The 21,128-nt window shown below is 65.8% G+C and carries 18 protein-coding genes; 10 read left to right on the top strand and 8 right to left on the bottom strand.

Annotated features, from left to right (window positions below; all coding sequences use genetic code 11):
* Positions 1-220: 220 nt before the first annotated feature.
* The 5 genes from GLS40_RS13775 (at position 221) to GLS40_RS13755 (ending at position 5,520) form a co-directional block, all read left to right on the top strand.
* Entirely contained in the window at positions 221-1,813 is a 1,593-nt protein-coding gene (locus tag GLS40_RS13775) for a bifunctional 3-(3-hydroxy-phenyl)propionate/3-hydroxycinnamic acid hydroxylase (protein WP_160383313.1), read from the top strand.
* 86 nt (positions 1,814-1,899) lie between these two features.
* Positions 1,900-2,430 carry a TRAP transporter small permease gene (locus GLS40_RS13770; RefSeq protein WP_160383312.1) on the top strand — a complete coding sequence of 177 codons (531 nt, stop codon included), beginning with the start codon at positions 1,900-1,902 and terminating at the stop codon, positions 2,428-2,430.
* A gap of 27 nt (positions 2,431-2,457) precedes the next feature.
* Positions 2,458-3,759 carry a TRAP transporter large permease gene (locus GLS40_RS13765; protein WP_160383311.1) on the top strand — a complete coding sequence of 434 codons (1,302 nt, stop codon included), beginning with the start codon at positions 2,458-2,460 and terminating at the stop codon, positions 3,757-3,759.
* Between the two features lie 93 nt (positions 3,760-3,852).
* Positions 3,853-4,860, top strand: a complete 1,008-nt coding sequence (locus GLS40_RS13760) for a TRAP transporter substrate-binding protein (RefSeq protein ID WP_160383310.1) — start codon at positions 3,853-3,855, stop codon at positions 4,858-4,860.
* Between the two features lie 54 nt (positions 4,861-4,914).
* On the top strand, positions 4,915-5,520 hold the full coding sequence (locus GLS40_RS13755; RefSeq protein WP_160383309.1) for a nuclear transport factor 2 family protein: 606 nt from the start codon (positions 4,915-4,917) through the stop codon (positions 5,518-5,520).
* 1 nt (position 5,521) lies between these two features.
* On the opposite strand, the gene GLS40_RS13750 is transcribed toward GLS40_RS13755, so the two are convergent.
* On the bottom strand, positions 5,522-6,328 hold the full coding sequence (locus GLS40_RS13750; protein ID WP_202076165.1) for a helix-turn-helix domain-containing protein: 807 nt from the start codon (positions 6,326-6,328) through the stop codon (positions 5,522-5,524).
* A 157-nt stretch (positions 6,329-6,485) separates the two neighbouring features.
* Here GLS40_RS13750 and GLS40_RS13745 point away from each other — a divergent pair, with 157 nt between their 5' ends.
* Both GLS40_RS13745 and GLS40_RS13740 read left to right on the top strand, forming a co-directional pair.
* Positions 6,486-7,466 (top strand): VOC family protein, encoded by a 981-nt coding sequence (locus GLS40_RS13745; RefSeq protein WP_160383308.1) that lies wholly within the window; start codon positions 6,486-6,488, stop codon positions 7,464-7,466.
* 199 nt (positions 7,467-7,665) lie between these two features.
* Positions 7,666-8,517, top strand: a complete 852-nt coding sequence (locus GLS40_RS13740; RefSeq protein WP_160383307.1) for a fumarylacetoacetate hydrolase family protein — start codon at positions 7,666-7,668, stop codon at positions 8,515-8,517.
* Positions 8,518-8,730: 213 nt separating this feature from the next.
* Here GLS40_RS13740 and GLS40_RS13735 read toward each other — a convergent pair whose 3' ends face one another.
* The 7 genes from GLS40_RS13735 to GLS40_RS13705 all read right to left on the bottom strand — a co-directional run bounded on the left by GLS40_RS13735 (position 8,731) and on the right by GLS40_RS13705 (position 17,260).
* Positions 8,731-9,279: a carboxymuconolactone decarboxylase family protein gene (locus GLS40_RS13735; RefSeq protein WP_160383306.1), complete on the bottom strand. Its 549-nt coding sequence runs from the start codon at positions 9,277-9,279 to the stop codon at positions 8,731-8,733.
* Positions 9,280-9,583: 304 nt separating this feature from the next.
* Entirely contained in the window at positions 9,584-10,618 is a 1,035-nt protein-coding gene (locus tag GLS40_RS13730; RefSeq protein ID WP_160383305.1) for an extracellular solute-binding protein, read from the bottom strand.
* A 28-nt stretch (positions 10,619-10,646) separates the two neighbouring features.
* Positions 10,647-11,453, bottom strand: a complete 807-nt coding sequence (locus GLS40_RS13725; RefSeq protein ID WP_160383304.1) for an ABC transporter permease — start codon at positions 11,451-11,453, stop codon at positions 10,647-10,649.
* Positions 11,443-12,369, bottom strand: a complete 927-nt coding sequence (locus GLS40_RS13720; protein WP_160383303.1) for an ABC transporter permease — start codon at positions 12,367-12,369, stop codon at positions 11,443-11,445. Before GLS40_RS13720 ends, GLS40_RS13725 begins: the two co-directional genes overlap by 11 nt.
* A 6-nt stretch (positions 12,370-12,375) precedes the next feature.
* Positions 12,376-13,428, bottom strand: coding sequence for an ABC transporter ATP-binding protein (locus GLS40_RS13715; RefSeq protein ID WP_160383397.1), 1,053 nt, complete (start codon positions 13,426-13,428; stop codon positions 12,376-12,378).
* Between the two features lie 123 nt (positions 13,429-13,551).
* Entirely contained in the window at positions 13,552-15,219 is a 1,668-nt protein-coding gene (locus tag GLS40_RS13710; protein WP_160383302.1) for a hydantoinase B/oxoprolinase family protein, read from the bottom strand.
* A gap of 4 nt (positions 15,220-15,223) precedes the next feature.
* Positions 15,224-17,260 carry a hydantoinase/oxoprolinase family protein gene (locus GLS40_RS13705; RefSeq protein WP_160383301.1) on the bottom strand — a complete coding sequence of 679 codons (2,037 nt, stop codon included), beginning with the start codon at positions 17,258-17,260 and terminating at the stop codon, positions 15,224-15,226.
* A 558-nt stretch (positions 17,261-17,818) separates the two neighbouring features.
* Here GLS40_RS13705 and GLS40_RS13700 point away from each other — a divergent pair.
* The 3 genes from GLS40_RS13700 to GLS40_RS13690 are packed head-to-tail and all read left to right on the top strand — an operon-like array spanning position 17,819 to position 21,091.
* On the top strand, positions 17,819-19,306 hold the full coding sequence (locus tag GLS40_RS13700; RefSeq protein ID WP_160383300.1) for an aldehyde dehydrogenase family protein: 1,488 nt from the start codon (positions 17,819-17,821) through the stop codon (positions 19,304-19,306).
* Positions 19,307-19,321: 15 nt separating this feature from the next.
* On the top strand, positions 19,322-20,713 hold the full coding sequence (locus tag GLS40_RS13695) for an NAD(P)/FAD-dependent oxidoreductase (protein WP_160383299.1): 1,392 nt from the start codon (positions 19,322-19,324) through the stop codon (positions 20,711-20,713).
* A gap of 12 nt (positions 20,714-20,725) precedes the next feature.
* The gene (locus tag GLS40_RS13690; protein WP_160383298.1) at positions 20,726-21,091 is read left to right on the top strand and encodes a cupin domain-containing protein; all 366 of its coding nucleotides are present in this window, start codon (positions 20,726-20,728) and stop codon (positions 21,089-21,091) included.
* The last annotated feature ends 37 nt before the right edge of the window (positions 21,092-21,128 follow it).

Raw genomic sequence — 21,128 nt, 5'->3', positions numbered from 1 at the left:
TTCTTGCACTCTCCCGGCGGTCCTTTGGACGGCATCCCCTGCCCGCCGCCCGGCCTGACAGCCTGCCTGATGGGCCTGCGCGACAGGCCCGCATGTGCCGGTCTGGACCGGGTCCCCTTGTCCGCCAAGTGAACAGCTCCGGGTCGTCCGTGGACGGACGCTTCGGGAAAGGCCGAAAAGACCCTCGCCGCGATCCGCGAACAAGACGAAAGGTAAACCGATGTCACTTTTCCCGAGCGAGGTCCCCGTGGTGGTGGTTGGCGCCGGTCCGACCGGCCTGACGGCGGCGAACCTGCTGGCGGCCTATGGCGTCGATTGCCTGCTGCTGGAACGGGACGCCGGGCCGATGAACCTGCCGCGGGCCATCGTGATCGACGACGAAGGCGCGCGCACCCTGCAGGTGTTTGGTCTGGACCGCAGCTATCTCGCCGACCCGATGGAGGGCGATGGATCGCGCTATTACGACGATGCCGGTCATTGCTTTGCCGAGACGGGGCAGGGGCCGCGCAACTTCGGCTTTGCCAAGCGGAACTTCATCTTCCAGCCCGAGCTTGAGGCGGCCCTGCGCGCCCGGCTGGAAGATCAGGCGCCCGCCACGCTGCGCTTTGGCGCCGAGGTCACGGCGATCGAGCAGGCAGAGGGCCACGCGGCGGTTGTCGTGGCCGGGGCCGACGGGCGGGAGCACCGCATCCGCACGCAGTGGGTGCTGGCCTGCGACGGCGGCCGCAGCCCGATCCGCGAGAGCCTCGGGATCCCGATGTCGGGCAACACCTACGAAGAGGACTGGATCGTCGTCGACACGCTGAACGATCCGGACCAATCGCTGTTCTCAAAATTCTTCTGCAGCGACATACGCCCCACCGTCAGCGTCCCCGCGCCGGCCGGAGGACGCCGCTATGAATTCATGCTCTTGCCCGGTGAAACGCGAGAGCAGGTGCTGCAGGACGGGTTCCTTGAAAGCCTGATGGCACCCCTGCGCCCGTGGCGGCCTGCGGATATCCTGCGGCGCACGGTCTATACCTTCCACGCCCGCATGGCCGAGCGGTTCCGGCACGGGCGCATCATGCTCATGGGCGACGCCGCGCATCTGACGCCGCCCTTCGCCGGGCAGGGGATGAACGCCGGGCTGCGCGATGCCCATAATGTGACGTGGAAACTCGCCTGCATGATCCGGGGCGGGGCCGGCGACGTGATGGACAGCTATGCGGACGAACGCCGCAAGCCCGCCTGGGACATGATCCAGCTGGCGGTGGCCATGGGCAGCATCGTGATGCCCGCCGGGCGCGATCAGGTGATGTTCCGCGATCTGCTGCTGAAGGCGCTGGAGCCGTTTCCGAATGTGCGGGACTATCTGATCCAGATGCGGTTCAAACCCAAGCCGCGCTATGAAACGGGGCTGTTCCTGGGGTTGGAGGCACCGGCGTTCGACGCCTCGCTGGTGGGCGAGATGATCCCGCAACCGCTGCTGGCCGGAGGCGGGCGGCTGGACGACAGGCTTGGCCCCGGGTTCGCGCTGATCGCGCAGGACGCGGCAGGCGCGGCGGCGCTGGAGGCCATGACGCAGGACAGTTTCCTGGGCCTGCCGCTGGCGCGGGTACAGCTGGACACCTGCGGCATCGCCACGGGGCTGGCCCTGGCCGATCCGGGTGTCGCCCGGCCGTTGCGCACGCATCGCGACCAGGTGCTGCTGGTGCGGCCCGACCGTTACTGTGCCGCCGCCTTTGCCCCGGAAGATATCGCGGCAGCGCTGGCGGATTACGCGGCGCGGTTCGCCGGAGCGCAGGACATGGCAAAGGATCGCCTGACGGTCTGAGCGGCGCGACCGGCAAGCCGAAGTCTTCGCAGTGCGGCGGCGAGACCGCGCCGGGAGAGAGAGAAAGAAAACGGGGAGGGGACGATATGACTATGGTCTGGACACGCTCTTTGGGTCTGGCGCGTGCGCTGGCCCTGGTGGGGTTCACCGGCCTGCTGATCCTGGCGCTGATGACCACGCTCGACGTGTTGCTGCGCTGGCTGTTCAAGGCCCCGTTGCAGGGGGTGAACGACGTCAGCTCGGTTGTCATGGCGGTGGTCATCGCCGCCTGCATCCCCGCCAACCTCGCCATGAAGCAGAACATCCGGGTCGAGGTGTTCGGCGCGCTAGGCGGGCGGAGGGTGCACAACGTCCTCGAAGTCCTGTCGAGCGTCCTGACGCTCGTCTTCATCCTGATGATCGCCTGGCAATTCGTGCCCTATGCCGCCTCGCTCAAGGCGGGCGGCGACAGGACCTGGGTGCTGGGCTGGCCGGTCTGGCCGTGGTGGAGCGTGGCCGCCGTGATGATGTGGCTGGCGGCATTCGTGCAGGCAATGGTTCTTGTCATCGACGTCATCGCCCTTTTCCACCGGACCGACGATCCGCTGCCGCATGACGATACGGCACCCGCAGCATGACCGGCCCCAGTATTTCGGACATTTGATATGGACCCTCTGATCCTCGCTCTGCTGGGCTTCTGCGCCATGATGCTGCTGATCGCGCTGCATGTGCCGATCGGTATCTCGATGGCGCTTGTCGGTGTCGCCGGCTTTGCCCAGGTCGTGGGCTGGGGGCCGGCGCTGTCGCTCATGGCCAGCGAACCCGCCTCGGCGATGAGCTCGCTCGACCTTGCCGTCATTCCCCTCTTCATGCTGATGGGCAGCCTCGCCGCCGCCGGGGGGCTGGCGACGGATGTCTATGACATGGCGGGCGCGCTGTTCGGGCACCGCAGGGGCGGGCTTGCCACGACGACCGTTGTTGCCAGCGCGGGGTTCGGGGCGATCTGCGGATCGGGTGTCGCGACAACGGCCACCTTCGGCCGGGTCGCCATGCCCGAGATGCTGGCGCGCAACTATCGCCCCAGTCTCGCCTCGGGCGCCATCGCGGCGGGGGGGACGCTGGGCATCATCGTGCCGCCCTCGGCGATGATGATCCTTTACGCTGTCCTGACCGAACAATCGGTGCTGGAACTGTTCAGCGCCGCAATCGTTCCCGCCCTTCTTGCCGTCTTGTTCTATGCCGTCGCGGTGCAGGTCACGGTCTGGCGCGATCCCGATGCCGCCCCGAAATCGGAAAAGCTGCCCCCGCGTGAAAGGCTCGCCGCCATCGGCCGGGCCTGGGGGGTGATCCTGCTGGCCGTGGTGGTGCTGGGCGGCATCTATTCCGGCATCTTCACCGTCAACGAGGCCGCGGCCATCGGCGTTGTCATCGCCTTCTTCTTTGCGCTGCTGCGCAGGCGGCTCGACCGGGCGACCTTCCTGCGGGTGATGGCCGAGGCGAGCGGTTCGACGGCGATGATCTACCTGATGGTCTTTGGCGCGACGATCTTTTCCTACTTCGTCTCGGTCACTGGCGGCGCGCAGTTCATCGTCTCGTCGATCTCGGACAGCGCGATCTCTCCGATCGCCGTGATCTTCTGCATCCTGCTGCTCTACATCTTCCTCGGCGCGTTCTTTGACGAGGTCGCGGCCATGGTCATCACGCTGCCCTTCGTGATCCCGGTGATCCAGGGCTTTGGCTATGACCTGGTGTGGTGGGGGATCATCAACGTCGTGGTGATCGGCATCGGCATGATCACACCGCCCATCGGGATCAACGTGATGCTGCTGAATTCGATGTATCGCGACATCCGCATCACCACGATCTACCGCGGCATCGTGCCCTTTCTGGTGGCCGACCTGGTGCGGCTGGTCGTGCTGGTGCTGTTCCCGCCGCTCACGCTCTGGCTGCCCTCCGTCATCGGGTGACGGGCTGTCCGTCAGTTGGACAGTTTCCACTGGACCGTCGCCCGCGCGACGGGTTGGGGACATCGTGAACGACATAATATCAGGGAGGACACCATGAAACTCATCAATATCGCCACGGCGGTCGCGCTGGCGGTCGGGCTGGCAGCCCCGGCCCGCGCCGAAGTGCTGCGCTTTTCAAGCTTCGAGCCGCCGGTGGCGCATATCACCAAGAACATCCTGACCGCCTGGGCCGCGGATGTGTCCGCCGCCTCCGACGGGGAGCTGGAGGTCCAGATGTTCCCCGGCGGCACATTGGGGCGGAATCCGGCGCAGCAGCTCAAGCTGGTCGAGGACGGGGTGGCCGATATCGCCTGGGTTATCCCCGGCTACACGCCCGGCCGGTTCAACGAGGGGACAGTGGCCGAGCTGCCGTTCCTGGTGAAGACTTCGACAGCCGGATCGGCGGCCATGTGGGCCCTGTTCGACTCCGGGCTGCTCAAGGGGGATTACGAGTCCTTCAAGCTGATCGGGGTCATGTCCTCCTCGCCCAACGGGCTGGCGAGTACCGTGGACATGACAGAGCCGGGCGAATTGAAAGGCCAGAACATCCGCGCGCCGGGCCCCACCATGCTGTCCGCGATCAAGTCGCTCGACGCGGTGCCTGTCGGGGGGATCACGGGCCCGACGCTGGCCGAAAGCCTCAGCCGCGGGCTGATCGACGGGACCTTCACGCAGTGGGGCGCGCTTGAAACCTTCAGCGCAGGCGGGGTCGTGACCCACTTCCTAGAACTGCCCCTCGGCGCGACACCGATGCTGATCGTCATGAACAAGGCCAAATACGAAGGGCTGTCGGACAAGGCCAAGGCGGCCATCGACGCATATTCCGGCGCGGCGTTTTCGGACCGCTTCGGCCGATCCTTCGACGAATACCTGTCCGAGGCGAAGGGCCGCATCCTCGCCGCGAACAAGATCACGGTCATCGACCCGGACGAGGCGCTGACGGCCAAATGGCAGGACGCGATGTCGGTTGCGACACAGGACTGGATCGCGCAGACCGAAAACGGCCAGGCCATCTATGACGCCTTCAAGGCCGAACTTGAAAAGGCGGAGGCCTCGAACTGAAACCTGTGCGCGTCGGGGGGATTTCCCTCGCCGCGCTCTTTCGCTGGGGGCACCGTGGCAAGCCATACCGCCGATACCATCGCCATCATGCAGGTCGTTCAGGCCTGGGGCCTGTGCCGCGATCAGGGCCGGTGGGAGGATCTGGCGCGGTTGTTCACCCCGGACGGGACGATCCACGTCACCTGGTTTTCCGGGGCCTTCACCGATTTCATCGCAGCCTCTCGCAAGACCTATCAGCCGCGCGCGCCACGGGTGAAACACCTGATCGGCACGCCGGTTGTCGATGTGAAGGGCGACCGCGCGCTGGCCGAGACGAACATCCAGATCACCGGGCGGTTTCGGATGGGCAATGCCAAGGTCGATTACACCTCTTTCGCGCGGTTCCTGGACCGGTTCGTGCGCACCCCCGACGGCTGGCAAATCCGCACCCGCCGGGCGATCTACGAAAAGGACAGGCTGGACCCGGTCGCCCCGACCGAAGACTTCGCCCGCACCATGGCAGAGACGGATTTTTCAGCCGTGCCCGAACCCTATCGCTATCTCGGCTACCGGCTACTGAACGCGGGCCGGCCGTTGCAGCCGGATATCATCTGCGACGGCACGCCCGAGATGGACACGCTGCTGTCCGATGCCCGCCAGTGGCTTGCCGCCGCGGGCTGACCTACAGCATGTCCTTTTCGGCCAGCGCGCGGGAAATCCGCCCGGCCGTATCCAGAAGTCTGTCCCGGTAAAGCCTGATCGCATCGTCAAAGCTCAGGGCGCTGCCGGTCCAGATGATCGTCAGGCAGGCAATGACCTGCTCCCGGGCAAAGATCGGGGCCGAGATGCTTTTCGTGGCCGAGCGAAATCCCTCTTTGCGAAAACCCACGCCCAGCTGTCGCGCCTGCGCCAGGACTTGGTCCAGCGGGCCATCCTGAAGGATGATCGGTCTGGTGACGCCTAGCTGCGCTTCCAGCCCGGCCAGCGTCCGTTCGCGTTCCGCCTCGGGAGAAAAAGCCAGGTAGGCCCGCCCGCCCGAGGTGTCGAGCACCGGCAGTTTCAACCCGACCATGCCGTGGTCGATGGAATAGGGGCTGATGTTGTGGGTCGACTCGCGGATCTCCATCTGGTGGTCGTTGAAGGTCACCAGATCGAGCGGCCAGAGGATCTCTCTCCCCAATCGGACCATTTCGGGCACGGCGCTCTGCGCCACCCAGTCCTTGTCGCGGAAGCCCGAGCTGAGCGACTTGGCCTGCAGGGTCGGGCGCCACTTGTCCGACGAATGATCGCGGTTGACGAAGCCCAGCCCCTCTAGCGTTTCCAGCAGGCGGTAGACGGTCGGCCGGGGAATGCCCGTTTCCGCCGCAACCTCTGCGGCCTTGAGGCCGTTGCGCTGGTTCACGGACTGCAACACCTGAAGGCCCCGTTCCAGCGCTCTGACAGATCCAAACCCTGATATGGCGGTGCCTCCCCCTGGCCGGTCGTTCAATTTGGTAGATTTCCCCGCGCTGTCTGGCAAGTCCGGGGGCCCCGAATTGTCCGTCGAACGGACAGACGTGTCATTGGCGGCGCGGCCCGGGCCCGCGTGATATAGCCTTTGCGCCACTGATGCGGCACATCGCCCGCAGCACCGGAGGGAGACCCGGATGACACTTTCATCGCTTGGCTATATTGGCATCCGGTCCGCCAGGACGCAGGACTGGAGCGGCTTTGCCACCGGCCTGCTGGGCATGCAGGAGGTCGACCGCGGCGGCAGCTCGCGCGCCTTTCGCATGGACGACCGCAAGCAGCGCCTGCTGGTCACAGGGGACGGCGACGAGGGCCTCGATTTCCTCGGCTGGGAGGTCGACAGCCCCGAAGAGCTCGACCGCCTCGCCGGGCGGCTGGAGAACGCGGGCGTGGCCGTCAGGCTGGAATCCGCGGCGCTGGCCGACCAGCGTTTGGTCAGCCGGCTGATCTCGTTCAAGGATCCGGATGGCAACCATATCGAAGTGTTCTGCCAACCGCAGATCGCAAGCGATCCCTTCGTGCCGGGCCGCCCGATCTCGGGCTTCAAGACGGGCACCTTCGGCATGGGCCATGCGGTTCTGCATGTCGAAGATGCGCAGGGGCTGCTGCCCTTCTACCGCGACCTTCTGGGCTTCAACGTCACCGATTACGGGCTGACGCCCTTTCCGCTGTATTTCTTTCACCTGAACGGGCGGCATCACAGCTTTGCCATGGTCGGGTCGGGGCGCAAGGGGCTGCATCACTTCATGGTCGAGCTGCAATCGCTCGACGATGTGGGGCAGGGCTATGACATCGCCCAGACCGAGGAAGGGCGGCTGGCCTTTTCGCTGGGCCGTCATTCCAACGATCATATGACCAGCTTCTACGCCAACAGCCCCTCGGGCTTTTTTGTCGAATACGGCTGGGGCGCGCGGGTGATCGACCCCGCCACTTGGGAGCCGCATGAAACCACCGATGGCCCCAGCTATTGGGGGCACGAGCGCGTGCACCTGCCCGATGGCGACCCGACCCGCGACAGGATGCGCGAGATGCGGATGGATGCCGCACGCCGGGGCAAGCGCGCGGCGGATCCGGTGCCGAATTGCGCCTGGCTCGACAGTGTCGTGAACCGGGACTAGCCGCCAGCTCAAGGGCCGAACGGAAGGGCGCGCACCGGCCGCGCCTTACGACATGACAAAGGGCGCGCCTGTCGGAAATTTCGTGTTCGACCTGCCGGATGCGGCCCCTGTCCGCTGAATGGACAATCGCGGGGCGGCACATGCCCGCGTGTCCCTGCCGCGATATGACCGGACCAGACAGTCAATCAGGAGCCAGCTCATGCGCGTCGCCTCTTATATCACTTCCGACGGTACGGCATCGTATGGCATTGCGGAAAACGGACAGCTCAAGGACGTCGGCGCGGCCTTCCGGGACCGGTACGCCGACCTGCGCGCGGTCATCGCCGCCGGAGCGCTGGACGACCTCGCCGATGCCGCCGGGCAGGGCGGCACGCTGGCCGAGGGCGATGTCACGCTGATCTCTCCGATCCCGAACCCGGACAAGATCATCTGCATCGGCCTGAACTACATGACCCATATCCAGGAGACCGGGCGCGACAAACCCGCCAAGCCGTCGATCTTCACGCGCTATCCCTCCTCCGTCACGGGGCACGGCCAGCCGTTGATCCGGCCCCGGGCCTCTGACTGGTTCGATTTCGAGGGCGAGCTGGCGGTGATCATCGGCACGGCTGGTCGCGATATCGCCGAAGGCGACGCAATGAAGCATGTGGCGGGCTACAGCTGTTTCAACGACGGGTCGATCCGCGACTACCAGCGCCACACCTCGCAGTTCTGGGCCGGCAAGAACTTTGTCGACAGCGGGTCGATGGGCCCCTGGCTGGTCACGGCAGAGGAACTGACCGACCCGGCGGCGCAGACGATGGAGACGCGGCTGAATGGCGAGGTCATGCAATCGACGCCAATCAGCGACCTGGCGTTCAGCATCCCGGAATTGATCGCCTATCTGTCCATCGTGACGGAACTGCTGCCGGGCGACGTGATCGCCACCGGCACCCCAAGCGGCGTGGGCCTGTTCCGCGAACCGAAGCTGTTCATGAAGGACGGGGACCGGGTCGAGGTCGAGATTTCGGGCATCGGCACCCTGTCGAACCCGATCCGCGACCAGGCCTGAGGGGCGCAGGCCCCCGGCATCGCCCTGGCAGAGGCGCGACCGCGCCGCGCGCCAGCGATGGCGTGCGGGTGCGTGGTGCAAGGATTGACGCGGGCCCCGTGACGCTGGCCGTAGGTGTAGGTGCGAACCCGGACTCGGCGGGCGGCGGGGCTTGCCGGCAACCCTGTCACAGACCCACTGTGAGGTGAGGGTGCCCGCGCTACGGCTGGCCGCTCAGGTCTCGATGGGACGCGCGGTCAGAGCCTTGTCGATGGCGGCATCCAGCGGCACGTCATAGGTCATCAGGATCGCCCCCAGAACCGAATAGAAGCCGACCGTGGCGATGATGTCGAATACCGCCTCGCGTCCGATGGCGGCCGCGATCTCTTGTTCGAGCGGCCCTGGCAGACGGTGATCGTCGAGGATCGCATCAACCGCCCGGACCAGCAGCCCGTCCTCTCCCTCCGGCATCCCCCGCACGGCGGAGATACGGGCGTCGGGCATCCCGAGGGCGCGCGCCCGCGCGACATGGTGCGCCCATTCGTAGGACGAGCCAAGCCGGACACCGACGCGCAGGATCACGATCTCGCTCCGCTCCTGTCCCAGGGCCGTGTCCTTGACCACATGCTGGCGCAGCGGGGCCCAGGCCCGCAGCAAGGCCGGGTGATGCGCCATGACGCGATAGACATTCAGCCCCCCGGCAAAGCTGTTTCTGAGGTCGCGGATCTCATCCGGCCAGCTTTCATCCGGTATCGGGGCGGGACGTTCCGAAGGTGATGTCATGCAGTTTTCCTATTGTCCGCAGAATGCCCGTTTCTTGCGGAGATCACAGAGTTTGCCGGTACGCTGACCGCCAGCCGGACATCAGGGCCACGCCGGCAAACGGCCCAAGGCATGGCAGCCCGCAATACCCATCTTGGGCGAGGATCTGCCCGATTGCATCCACAATGTCACCTGGCGCATTGCCGCGAATTGCCCGAACCCCAGGGGAGGGCGGCACGCGACTGTGCGACCTTGCCCGCTGCCGCGAAGCGAAACGGCAAGGTCGGGGCGCGCCCGATGTCCGGTCGCGCCCCCTCTGGCGGGGCTACTTCAGCAGCTCGGTCCAGATCTTGGTATAGATTGCCTGGACGTCCGCCGGGCAGGTCAGCATGAAGGACCCCGCTTCGATATGGTCGGCGGGGATGACGATTTCGGGCGCGTCCTTCATGTCGTCCGGCAGAAAGGCTTCGGATCCCTTGATGCCGTTGGCATAGCGCGCGAATTCCGAGATCATCGCGGCATTCTCGGGCGCCATGATGAAGTTCTGGAACAGCTTGGCGTTCTCGACATTCCTGGCATCCTTGAGGACGGCGAGGTTGTCCATCCACAGGGGGTACCCTTCCTTGGGATAGCCATAGACGATGTCGGGGTTCTGCAGGCGCGCACGCATGGTGGCGCCGCTCCAGCCCGTGCCGCCGGACACGTCGCCTTTGACCACCTGTTCGATGGAATCGTACTCGATGGAAATCCAGGCCGGTTTGGCCGCCTCCAGGGTGTCGCGCACCGTCTTGAGCACCTCCAGATCGCCGGTGCAGGGCTCGCCCCCCGCATAGCTCACCGCCATATGCATGACGTCCGACAGTTCGGGAATGACGGTGATCTTGCCCACCAGCTCTTCCGGCGGGTCAAGGAAGATGGCCGAGGTGTTGGGATCGCCCGAATAGACCGCTGTGTTCACGAAAACCCCGGTCGAGCCCCATTGCCACGGCACGGAATAATGCCGGCCGGGATCGAAGGGAACGTCGACCCAACGGGCGTCAACATTGGCGAAGTTCTCCATCTGGTCGGGGCGGGTTTCCAGCAACAGCCCCTCGTCGACCCAGATGCTGAGCACGCTGGACGAGGTCACGACCATGTCCAGCCCGTGCCCGCCCTGGCGCACCTTCGCCAGCGCGGTGTCGTTGGAGTCGAAATCGGTGAGGGTCACCTTGACGTCATATGTCTTTTCGAACTTCTCGATGAGCTCGGGGCTGGTGTAATTGCCCCAGTTGAAGATGTTGAGCGTGCCTTCCGCCCGGGCCGGTCCGCTGAAAGCGAGCAGTGCCAACCCCATTGCGGTTGTGCCGGTTTGCCAGTTCATGATGCTGTTCCCTGTTGTGGTTTTTCCGTTAGGTTCGTTTCCTGCTGACGATGAAGAAAAGTGTCACGATACCGACCGAGATCAGCAGGAAGACCGTCGATATCGCATTCATCTCGGGCGTCACGGCGCGCCTGAGTTGGCCGAGCATGTAGGTCGGAAGCGTCTCCTGACCGGCCGATTTCACAAATTCCGTAATGACCACGTCATCCAGCGAAATGACGAAGGCGAGCATCAGGCCCGCAAGGATACCGGGCCACAGAAGCGGCAGCGTGACCCAGCGAAACGCCTGCCATTTCGTGGCGTAGAGGTCCGCCGCCGCCGTTTCGAGCGAGAGATCCGTCATTTCGAGCCGCGCCCGGATCGGCAGATAGGCGAAGGGGATGCAGAACGCCGCATGGGCGGCGACCAGATAGCCAAGGCCCGTGTATCCCGTGGCAAGCTTGATGCGCGAAAAGAAGATCAGCAGCGCCACGGAGACCACGATTTCGGGCACCATCAGCGGCATGTTGATGAAGGCGTATTTGGCGTTGAGCCCGCGGTAGGGCCGCGTGCGTGTGGTGGCCAGCGCCGCCATGGTGGCTGCCGCGGTGGCGATGAAGGCCGCACAGACGGCGATCCGGAACGACCGCCAGGCGGCGTCCAGCACCTGTTCGTTGTTCCAGGCGGTCACGAACCAGCGCAGCGAGAAACCTTGCCAGACGGCCACCGAGGCGCCGGCGTTGAAGGCATAGACCACCAGCGCGGCAATCGGCAGATACAGCAGGAAAAAGCAGGTCAGCGCGACGACCGGAAAGCCGGTCTGATGCCGGATGTCAAAGGCGCGTCTACTGGCCATGGTGGTGCCCTCCGGTCCGGGCGGCGAAGCGGACATAGACCATCAGCGCCAGCAGGACGATCGCCAGCAGCGTCATCGACAGAGCCGCGCCAAGCGGCCAGTTCCGGCCCTGTCCGAATTGCAGCTCGATCAGGTTGCCCAGCATCAGATTGCGCCCGCCCCCCAGCACACGCGGCGTGACATAGGCGCCGAGGGTGGGAATGAAGACCAGGATGGACCCGGCGATGATGCCGGGCCTGGTCATGGGCATGATCACGTGACGCAGCACCTTCCAGCGGGTGGCATAGAGGTCGTATCCCGCTTCGACGAGGCGAAAGTCGATCTTCTCCATGCTGGCGTAGAGCGGCAGCACCATCAGCGGGAAATAGACATAGGCCATGCCAAGCAGGATGGCGAAATCGGTGAACATCATCTGGATCGGCGCGTCGATCATCCCGATCCTGATGAGCAGTTTGTTGACGATGCCTTCGTTGCGGATCAGCTCCTGGATCGCGAAGGTCCGGATCAGCAGGTTGGTCCAGAAGGGGATCGTGACGAGGAACAGCCAAATCTCGCGCGTGCGGGGCGACCGCGTGGCGATGAAATAGGCGGTGGGAAAGCCGAACAGCAAGGCGATCAGCGTGGTCAGGAACGACAGGCGCAGCGATCGCCAGAAGATCGACAGATGCGCATCGGCAAGCGACAGCGAGTTGTCGAAGATATCGCGCTTGAGAAAGACGGACTCCCAGGCGTCCGGCGAGTACTTCCAGATCACATCGCCGTAGGATCCGGGGGCGAGAAAGGAATAGACCATCACGATGGCGAGCGGCCCGATGGAGGCCAGCGCGATGATGACAAGGGCGGGCGAGGCCAGAAACCACCTGCCCCGGATGTCGCGGGACCGGGCCTGTCGGGCGATGTCAGCGGCAGTCGCCATGATCCCTCAGTCCTTCAGCATCTGCGCGGCGCCATTGTCGATCCTGATGCCGACGACAGCGCCTTCCGGCGGCTCGGCACCCGCGTTGCGGCTGTTCTGGCGCCGCAGGATGAACCTTTGGCCGGTGTCGAGCAGGACGTGGTAATGCGTGTCGGTGCCGAAATAGACGACATGCGCGAGCCGCCCGGTCAGATGGGCCCCGGCCCCCGGGTCGACGAGCTCGGCATGTTCCGGGCGCACCACGATACTGACCTGCCCCGAAGGCCGGACCCCGTCGGGCACGCGAGCCGCAAAACGGGCCCCGCCGGGCAGTGCCACCTGGGCCGTGCCATCGGCACAGGACAGCACATCCGCGGTCATGAAGTTGGTCTCGCCGATGAAGTCGGCGACGAAACGTTCTGCCGGGCGGTCGTAGATGTCGCGCGGAGACCCGATCTGCAGGATGTGGCCCGAGGACATCACGGCGATACGGTCCGCCATGGTCAGCGCCTCTTCCTGATCGTGGGTGACAAAAATGAAGGTGATGCCGGTCTCGTGCTGCAGCCGCTTGAGCTCAATCTGCATTTCCTTGCGCAGCTTGAAGTCGAGCGCCGACAGAGGTTCGTCCAGCAGCAGCACCTTGGGCTGCGGCGCCAGGGCGCGGGCCAGGGCGACGCGCTGCTGCTGGCCACCCGAAAGCTGCCCGGTGCGGCGGTCCTTCAGCGCTTCGAGCTGGACCAGTTTCAGCATCCTGTCGACGCTGTCGCGGATCTCGGCCCGGGGCCGACCCAGCATGACCAGCCCGAAGGCGATATTTTCGCTGACCGTCATATGCGGGAACAGCGCGTAGTTCTGGAACACCGTGTTCACGGGCCGTTTGTGGGGCGGCAGGGCGGCGATATCGCGCCCGTGCAGCCTGATCTCTCCTTCCGTGGGATAGCTGAAGCCCGCGATCAGCCGCAAAAGCGTGGTCTTGCCGCAACCCGAGGGGCCGAGAAGGGTAAAGAACTCGTTTTCCCGGATCGCGACGTCGACATCGTCGAGCGCCTTGAACGCATGGGCGCCGGACCCGAAGACCATGCCCACGTTGCAGACTTCGATAGCGAACTGGTCTTGTGAGTGATGAGTCACCGTCAGGTCCCCTCTTGATCCGCCAAGGATCGTGCTGTTGGCCCGGAAACGGCTGTTCCCGGGCCGATCCGCTTACGACAGGCCATAGACCCGGGCCGCGTCTTCGGCGCTCAGCAGGCCCTGCTCGATCTCACGCCGCAGCACGCCGCGATCCCGCTTTTGCGGATCGCCAAAGCCGCCCCCGCCCGCTGTCTCGATGATCAGACGGTCGCCCTTGAGCAGTTCGGTATTGCCCTTCGACGGCAGCGCGATGCGCTCGCCGTCCCGTTCGACGGTAAAGTGCGAATGCTGACCGTTTTCCCCGCCGAACAGTCCCCAGGGCGCGACCTTGAACCGGTCGGAATAGGAATTGAACGTCACCCCGTCCGCGAGGATGCGATAGACCCGCCGCGCCCCAAGCCCGCCGCGCCGTTCCCCGGCCCCGGCAGAGCCGCGCCGCAAGGTGTATTCCTCGACCCGCATGAAGGGATAATCGGTTTCCAGCGATTCAACCGGCACGTTGGAGCAGTTGCCGACATAGCCGTCCACGACATCGGCCCCGTCCGCGCCTGCCGAGGCGCCCCAGCCGCCCCCGACGACCTCCATGTAAACCCGGTAGCCCTCGGGCGACATATGGCCCATGCCGATGGCGTTTGTCGTGTCGTGGCCCGAGGCCAGAACCTGGTTCGGCACCACCTCGGACATCGCCAGCATGATCACGTTGTAGACCCGGTGGCAGGCGTTGTTCCGGGCGCGCACCGCGCGCGGCTCGCTGGGGTTGAGGAAACTGCCGTAGGGCACGTTGATCGCGCGGATCGGGCGGTAAAGACCGTCGTTCACCGGAATACGCCCGCCGCCCAGCAGGATGCCGATGGCGCCATAGGCGGCCGAAATGGTCGCGGCGAGGGGCGAGTTGATGATGCCCTTGGTCTGCGGCGCGCTGCCTGCGAAATCCAGTTCCAGCGAGTCGCCGTCCACCCTGATCTGCACGGCCACGCGCAGCGGGTCGGGGGAAAAGCCGTTGTCGTCGACAAAATCCTCGGCCTGGTAGATGCCGTCGGGGATGGCGCTGATCGCCTCGCGCGCCAGCCGCTCGGAATAGTCCTGCAACTCGGCCGCGCCGGCGAGCACCGTGTCCACGCCGAAACGGTCGAGCATCTCGATGAAACGCCCCTCGCCGGTCCGGTTGGCGGCGAACTGGGCGTAGATGTCGCCCATCACTTCGTCGGGCGGGCGCACATTGATGCGGATGAACTGTTCCAGCAGACCGTCGCCCAGATCGCGGTGCACATTGAACCGCGACAGCGGAATCCGCAGCCCCTCGGAATAGATGTCGTTCGCCGAGGCATTGGGCCCCGCCGCTCCGCCGCCGGTGTCGATGTGATGGCCCAGCGAGGCGCTGAAGGCGACCAGCTCGTCGCGGTAGAACACCGGCGTGAACAGGATGATATCGTTCAGATGCTGCGCGCCGCTGTAGGGATCGTTGGTCATCAGCCCCTCGTCGGGCTGGATCGTCGACAGGTCGAACTTGTTGGCAAACGCCTCGAACACCTTGCCGAAAGAGTTCATGTGGATCGGGCAGAACTGCGCCTGCGCGATGATCCTGCCGTTGCGGTCCAGGAACGAGGTCGAGCAGTCCCGCGCCTCGCGGATGATGGTCGAATAGGCCGACCGGACCAGCTTTTCGCCCATTTCCTGCGCGATGCCGTGCAGCCCGTTGCTGATGATGTTGAAGGTGGCCTGCGTGAGTTTGTCGGACATCGGATTACGCCTCGCTGATCAGGATAAGGGCCCCGGTGCTCTCTACCGTCGCGGTCCAGCCCGGTGGCACCAGTGTCGTCGCTGTCGGTTCTTCGATGACGGCGGCGCCCGTGATCCTGGTTCCGGGCACCAGGTCGCCGCGCCAATAGTAGCTGCAGGCGACCGGTTCCCCGGCAAAGGTGATTTGCCCCGTCTCCACCGGCTGCGGATCGGCCATCGCATCGACCGGCCGGGTCAGCGAGGACATCACGTCGCTTTCCGTCGCCACCGAAGCCGTCAGGCGGAAGGTCACGATCTCGACCTCGCCCATCGAGGCGACCGCGCCGTAACGGGTTTCATGCGTCGACTTGAACAGCCCCAGCACATAGGCCTTGCCCTCGCGCTCCAGCCGGTCGAGATCGACGTCCGACAGCAGCTCGTACCCCTGGCCCTTGAAGCGCATTTCCAGCTCGTACTGAAAGGCGATGTCCTCGGGCTTGCCGTCGAATTCGGCGAATTCGGCCACGGCCTGTGCGCGGATGCGGTCAAAGGCGGCGCGCACGTCGTCGGCGACGCTGTCGGTGACCCGCATCAGGTTGGTTTCGCGGTAGATGCGCTTGAGGTCCGCCACCAGCAGCCCCAGTGCCGAGAACAGGCCGGGATAGGGTGGCACCACGACGCGCGGCGCCTTGAGCTCGGTCGCGGCCAGCGCCCCGATCATCGGGCCCATGCCGCCATAGGCATAGATCGCATAGCCCTTAGGGTCATGCCCGCGCTGCACCGACACCAGGCGGATGCCCTGGCTGACATGGGCGACGCTGATGTCGATCATCGCCTGGGCCATCGCCTCGGGCGTCTCGCCGTTGCTGGCGCCAAGCGCCGCAAGGGCGTCGCGCGCCCGTTCGGGCTGCAATGTCATGCGCCCGCCCAGGAACCGCTGGGGCCGGATCCAGCCCAGTTGCACCAGGGCATCCGTCAGCGCCGGTTCTGTGCCGCCATGGCCGTAGCAGGCCGGCCCCGGACGCGCCCCCGCGGATTGCGGCCCGACCTGCAGCATGCCGCCTCCGTCGATCCAGCCCAGGCTGCCGCCACCCGCGCCGATATTCGCGATGTCGATGCTGGGCAGGCCTACCGGCAGGCCGTCCACCTCGGTTTCCGAGGTGATTTCGGGCGCGCCATTCGCGATCAGGCAGATATCGGCGCTGGTGCCGCCGACATCCAGGGTGATGACATTGTCATCGCCGATCGTCTGGGCCATGCGCACCGCCCCGATGACGCCCGCCGCCGGGCCCGAGTTCAGCATCTCGACCCCGCGCCCGTGCGAGCCACTGCTGGGAAGGACGCCGCCCGAGGACTGCATCACAAACAGGTTGCACCCGGGCGATCCGGCGTCGAGGTGCTGTTCCAGCCGCTCCAGATATCGCCCGACCAGCGGCACGAGATAGGCCGCCATCGTGGTGGTCGAGGCCCGTTCGTATTCGCGGAACGTGGGCAGCACGTCCGACGACAGCACAACCGGCAGGTCCGGGCGGCGGTCTGCGATGATCTCGCGCACGCGCTGTTCATGGGCCGGATTGCGATAGGCGTGCAGCAGGCAGATGGCCAGCGCCTCGGGCTGTTCCTTGTCCAGCAGCAGGTCCAGCGTCTCGATCAGGGCCGCCTCGTCCAGCGGGGTGACGATCCCTCCCGCGGCATCCACCCGTTCCCTGGCCTCAAAGCTCAGGTTCAGCGGGACCAGGGGTTCGGGCTTGTGGCAGGCGATGGCATAGACATTCGGGCGCAGTTGCCGCTGCAGTTGCAGCAGGTCCTTGAACCCTTCGGTGGTCAGCAGCGCGGTCCGGCAGCCCTTGCGCTCGATCACCGCATTGGTCGCCACGGTCGACCCGTGAAACAGCCGGTCGAGCCCCGAGAGATCGCCGTCCAGCGCCGCGTTCAGACCGTCCAGCACGCCGACAGAGGCGTCTTGCGGCGTGGAGGGCACCTTGTGGCTGTGTACGACGCCACCTTCGATCCAGATGAGATCCGTGAAAGTGCCACCGACCTCGATTGCCATCTTTGCCATATTGTCCGTCCTGTTTGCCGGGTTGCCGGCAGAAAATAGTTGTCCTGCGGCGCGACAGGTGGCGTCGCGCCCTGCGTGCCCTGCACGCCGGTGGTCGATCCATGATCGGAACGCTTCGTCCCGGCCGGCCGACCGCAGGGTGGTGCGGTCTGTCCGGTCGGATCGCAGAGGTGCCCCCGGGGGGCCTCTGCCCGATCGCTATGTCAGAAAGCTTATTGGTTAAAAGGATTGATGCAAGATAATAAAATTGACTGTATTCGTGAAATCAATTGTCGGAAAATTGGATGCGCTTGATCCTGTCTCTGGACTTGGCCTCTGCCGGCCGACGCGGGATCGGTGACGCCTTTGCAGTTTAAATTCGTCAAATCAGTTCGCAATTATCGCGAAGTTTATTGATTTGCGTCAGGTGAATTCCTGACGCTACGCTTCGCTGAACGCTGGCCCAGCCTGGCCGCATGCAGCCGGCCCTGTCCCCGGACAGCCTGGACCGGCCATCGCGACAGACCCGCGCCCGATGCAACGGCGAGACGCCGCCAGCTTGGCCGGACGGAGGATTCAATGCACAGAACCAGGCTCTATATCGACGGCAGATTCACCCCGCCCATCGGAGGCGGCCATTTTCCGGCCATCGACCCGGCCACCGAACACCCCTTTGCCGAAGTCGCGGCCGGCCAGGCCGAAGACATTGACCGCGCAGTGCGGGCCGCGCGCCTGGCTTTCGATTCCGGGGACTGGCCCGGCCTGGACGCACGGGCGCGTTCCGCCACGCTGCGCCGCATCGCCGAGGGCATTCGGGCCCGGCTGCGCGACATCGCGTTGCTGGAGGTCCGCGACAACGGCAAGCCCCTGCCCGAGGCCGAGTGGGACGTCGGCGATGCCGCCTTCTGTTTCGACTACTACGCCGGGCTGGCTGAGCAACAGGCGGCACAGCCGCCCGAGACGGTCGATCTGGGCGATGCGCGGTTCGAGGGCAGGATCCACCGCGAACCCGTGGGTGTGATCGGCGCCATCACGCCCTGGAACTTTCCCCTGCTCATGGCGGTCTGGAAGGTCGCGCCGGCCCTCGCCGCCGGGTGTACCATCGTGCTGAAACCCTCCGAGCTCTGCTCGCTCTCCTGCGAGGTGCTGGCCGAAATCATCGACGCCGCCGGGGTGCCGCCGGGGGTCTTCAACCTTGTCACCGGGACCGGGCCCGAGGCAGGCCAGCCGCTGGCCGATCACCCGCTGGTGGACAAGCTGGCCTTTACCGGATCCGTCGCGACGGGCCGCAAGGTCATGCAGGCCGCCAGCGCCGGGATCCGCACTCTCTCGCTGGAACTGGGGGGCAAATCGCCCTTCGTTGTCTTCGACGACTGCGACATCGACAAGGCCGTCGAATGGATCATGTTCGGCATCTTCTGGAACAAGGGCGAGGTCTGCTCGGCCACCTCGCGCGTTCTGGTCCAGCGCGGGATTTACGACCGGCTTCTGGATCGTCTGCGCGCCGCCGCCGAGGCCATCGAGATCGGGCCGGGCGAGACCCCGGGCGTGAAGCTGGGGCCGCTGGTGTCCAAGGGGCAGTATGACAAGGTACGGGCCGCCATCGACGCGGGCCGCCGCACCACCGCCCGGCTGATCACGGGAGGGGGCCGCCCCGAAGGGTTCGATGCCGGCTATTACCTGACCCCGACCATCTTTGCCGATGTGCCCACCGATGCCGGGATCTGGCGCGAAGAGATCTTTGGCCCGGTCCTGTGCGTCAATCCCTTCGATACGGAACAGGAGGCCTTGGCGCTTGCCAATGACAGCCCCTACGGACTTGCGGCGGCAGTCATGTCCGACGATCCGGATCGGTGCGAACGTGTCGCCGCGCGGCTGCGCGCGGGCATCGTCTGGATCAACTGTTCGCAGCCCACCTTCACGCAGCTGCCCTGGGGCGGATACAAGACCTCGGGCATCGGCCGCGAACTGGGACGCACCGGGTTCGACGCCTGTTTCGAGACCAAGCAGATCACCCGTTTTGACCACAAGGCGCATTGGGGCTGGTATCTCGATGCGCCGGAATGATGCGCGGAGCGACCGATGACGCAGGTGATTGAGAGCCTCGCCGCCACGACCCGCACGCCCTTCTGGGCCGCGACCGCCGGGCCGCAGGCACCTTGTCCGCCGCTTGGGACGGATCTGCGCTGCGACCTTGCCATTGTCGGGGGCGGGTTCACCGGCCTCTGGACCGCGCTCGAGGCGCGCCGCCGCCTGCCGGACGCGCGGATCGTGCTGGTCGATGCCGGGGCCTGCGGCAATGCCGCCTCGGGGCGCAACGGCGGGTTCTGCGCGCCGTCGATCTCTCATGGCATCGGCAATGCGATGCAGCGCTGGCCGAAAGAGGCCGAGGCGCTGGTGCGCCTTGGCATCTCCAACCTGGACGATTTCGAAGCCGACCTTGCCGCCTATGGCATGGAGGTGGAGTTCGAGCGGTCGGGCAAGCTGACGGTCGCCGCGACCCCGTGGCAGATCGAGGGGCTGAAGGCCCAGCAGGCGCTGCGCCGCCGCTTCGGGGGCGAGTCCGAGTTCCTCGTAGGGGACGCTCTGCGCGCGCGGCTGGACTCTCCCGTCTACCCCGCCGGCCTGTTCGAGCCGAATTATGCGCTGCTGAATCCTGCCCGGATGGTGGCCGAGCTGCGGCGGGTCGCGCTGGCCAGCGGGGTCGACATCCATGAGGACACGCCGGTCAGCGGGGTGGCACAGCAGGCCGATGGTGTCGCGCTGGTCACGCCGGGCGGACGGATCGCGGCGCGTCAGGTGGTTCTGGCGACCAATGCCGCGCCGCCGCTGCTGCGCCGGCTGCGCGGCGCGGCCATCCCGATCTTCGACTACACGATCGTGACCCGCCCGCTCGCCGACGACGAGCTTGCCGCGATCGGCTGGACCGGTCGGCATGGCATCGCCGACAGCGGGAACCAGTTCCATTATCTGCGCAAGACGGCCGACAACCGCATCCTCTGGGGCGGCTTCGATGCGGTCTATCACTACGGGTCGCGCCGCGATGCCGCCTTCCTGACCGAGAGCGACAGCTTTGACCGCCTCGCCCGGAATTTCGCGCGTGCGCTTCCGCCGCTGGCGGATGTTCCGCTGACCCATGCCTGGGGCGGGATCATCGACACCTCGGCCCGCACCACCTTCTTTGCGGGCACGGCACATGGCGGGCGCGTGGCCTATGCCATGGGGTTTACCGGGCAGGGCGTCTCGGCCAGCCGGTTCGCGGCCCTGACGATGCTGGACCTGTTGCAGGGGCGCGAAACCGAAAGGACGGCCCTGCAAATGTCGCGCCGCTCCCCCGTCCGCTTCCCGCCCGAACCCTTTCGCTGGCTGGGTATCCGCATGGCCCAGCACGGCCTCGCGCGCGAGGACGCCACGGGGCGGCGGTCTGCCTTCAACAAGATCCTCGACGCATTTGGCGTCGGCTTCGATTCCTGAAAGGACAAGAGCATGACCCAATCCCCCCGGAACGTTCTGGATTTCAGCAATACCGGTGTCGCGGCGGCGCAAAGCACCGTCTCGGACCCGGCCATCGTGGACCGGCCCTACACTGCGCGCAGCTGGCGGCATTTCCAGCGTCCCGAACTTGGGGCCCTGGCCGGTATCTGGGAGGCCGAGCCGCATCTTGAGCGTGTCGCCTGCGATTATGACGAGCTCTGCCATCTGCTGGAGGGCCAGGTGCGGCTGACGGATGCCGAAGGCCTGTCCAGGGTGTTCGGACCCGGCGACAGCTTTGTTGTCGCCGCCGGGTTCACCGGCACCTGGGAAAACCTGACCCCTGTGCGCAAGGTTTTCTTTATCCTGCAACCCGCCTGAGGCGAAGCCTGACGGCATCAAGACGCCGCGCCTGCCG

Origin of the sequence: Pseudooceanicola pacificus (assembly GCF_009789075.1) — a bacterium.
GTDB lineage: Bacteria > Pseudomonadota > Alphaproteobacteria > Rhodobacterales > Rhodobacteraceae > Pseudooceanicola > Pseudooceanicola pacificus.
This window is presented reverse-complemented; position numbering and strand designations above follow the sequence as displayed.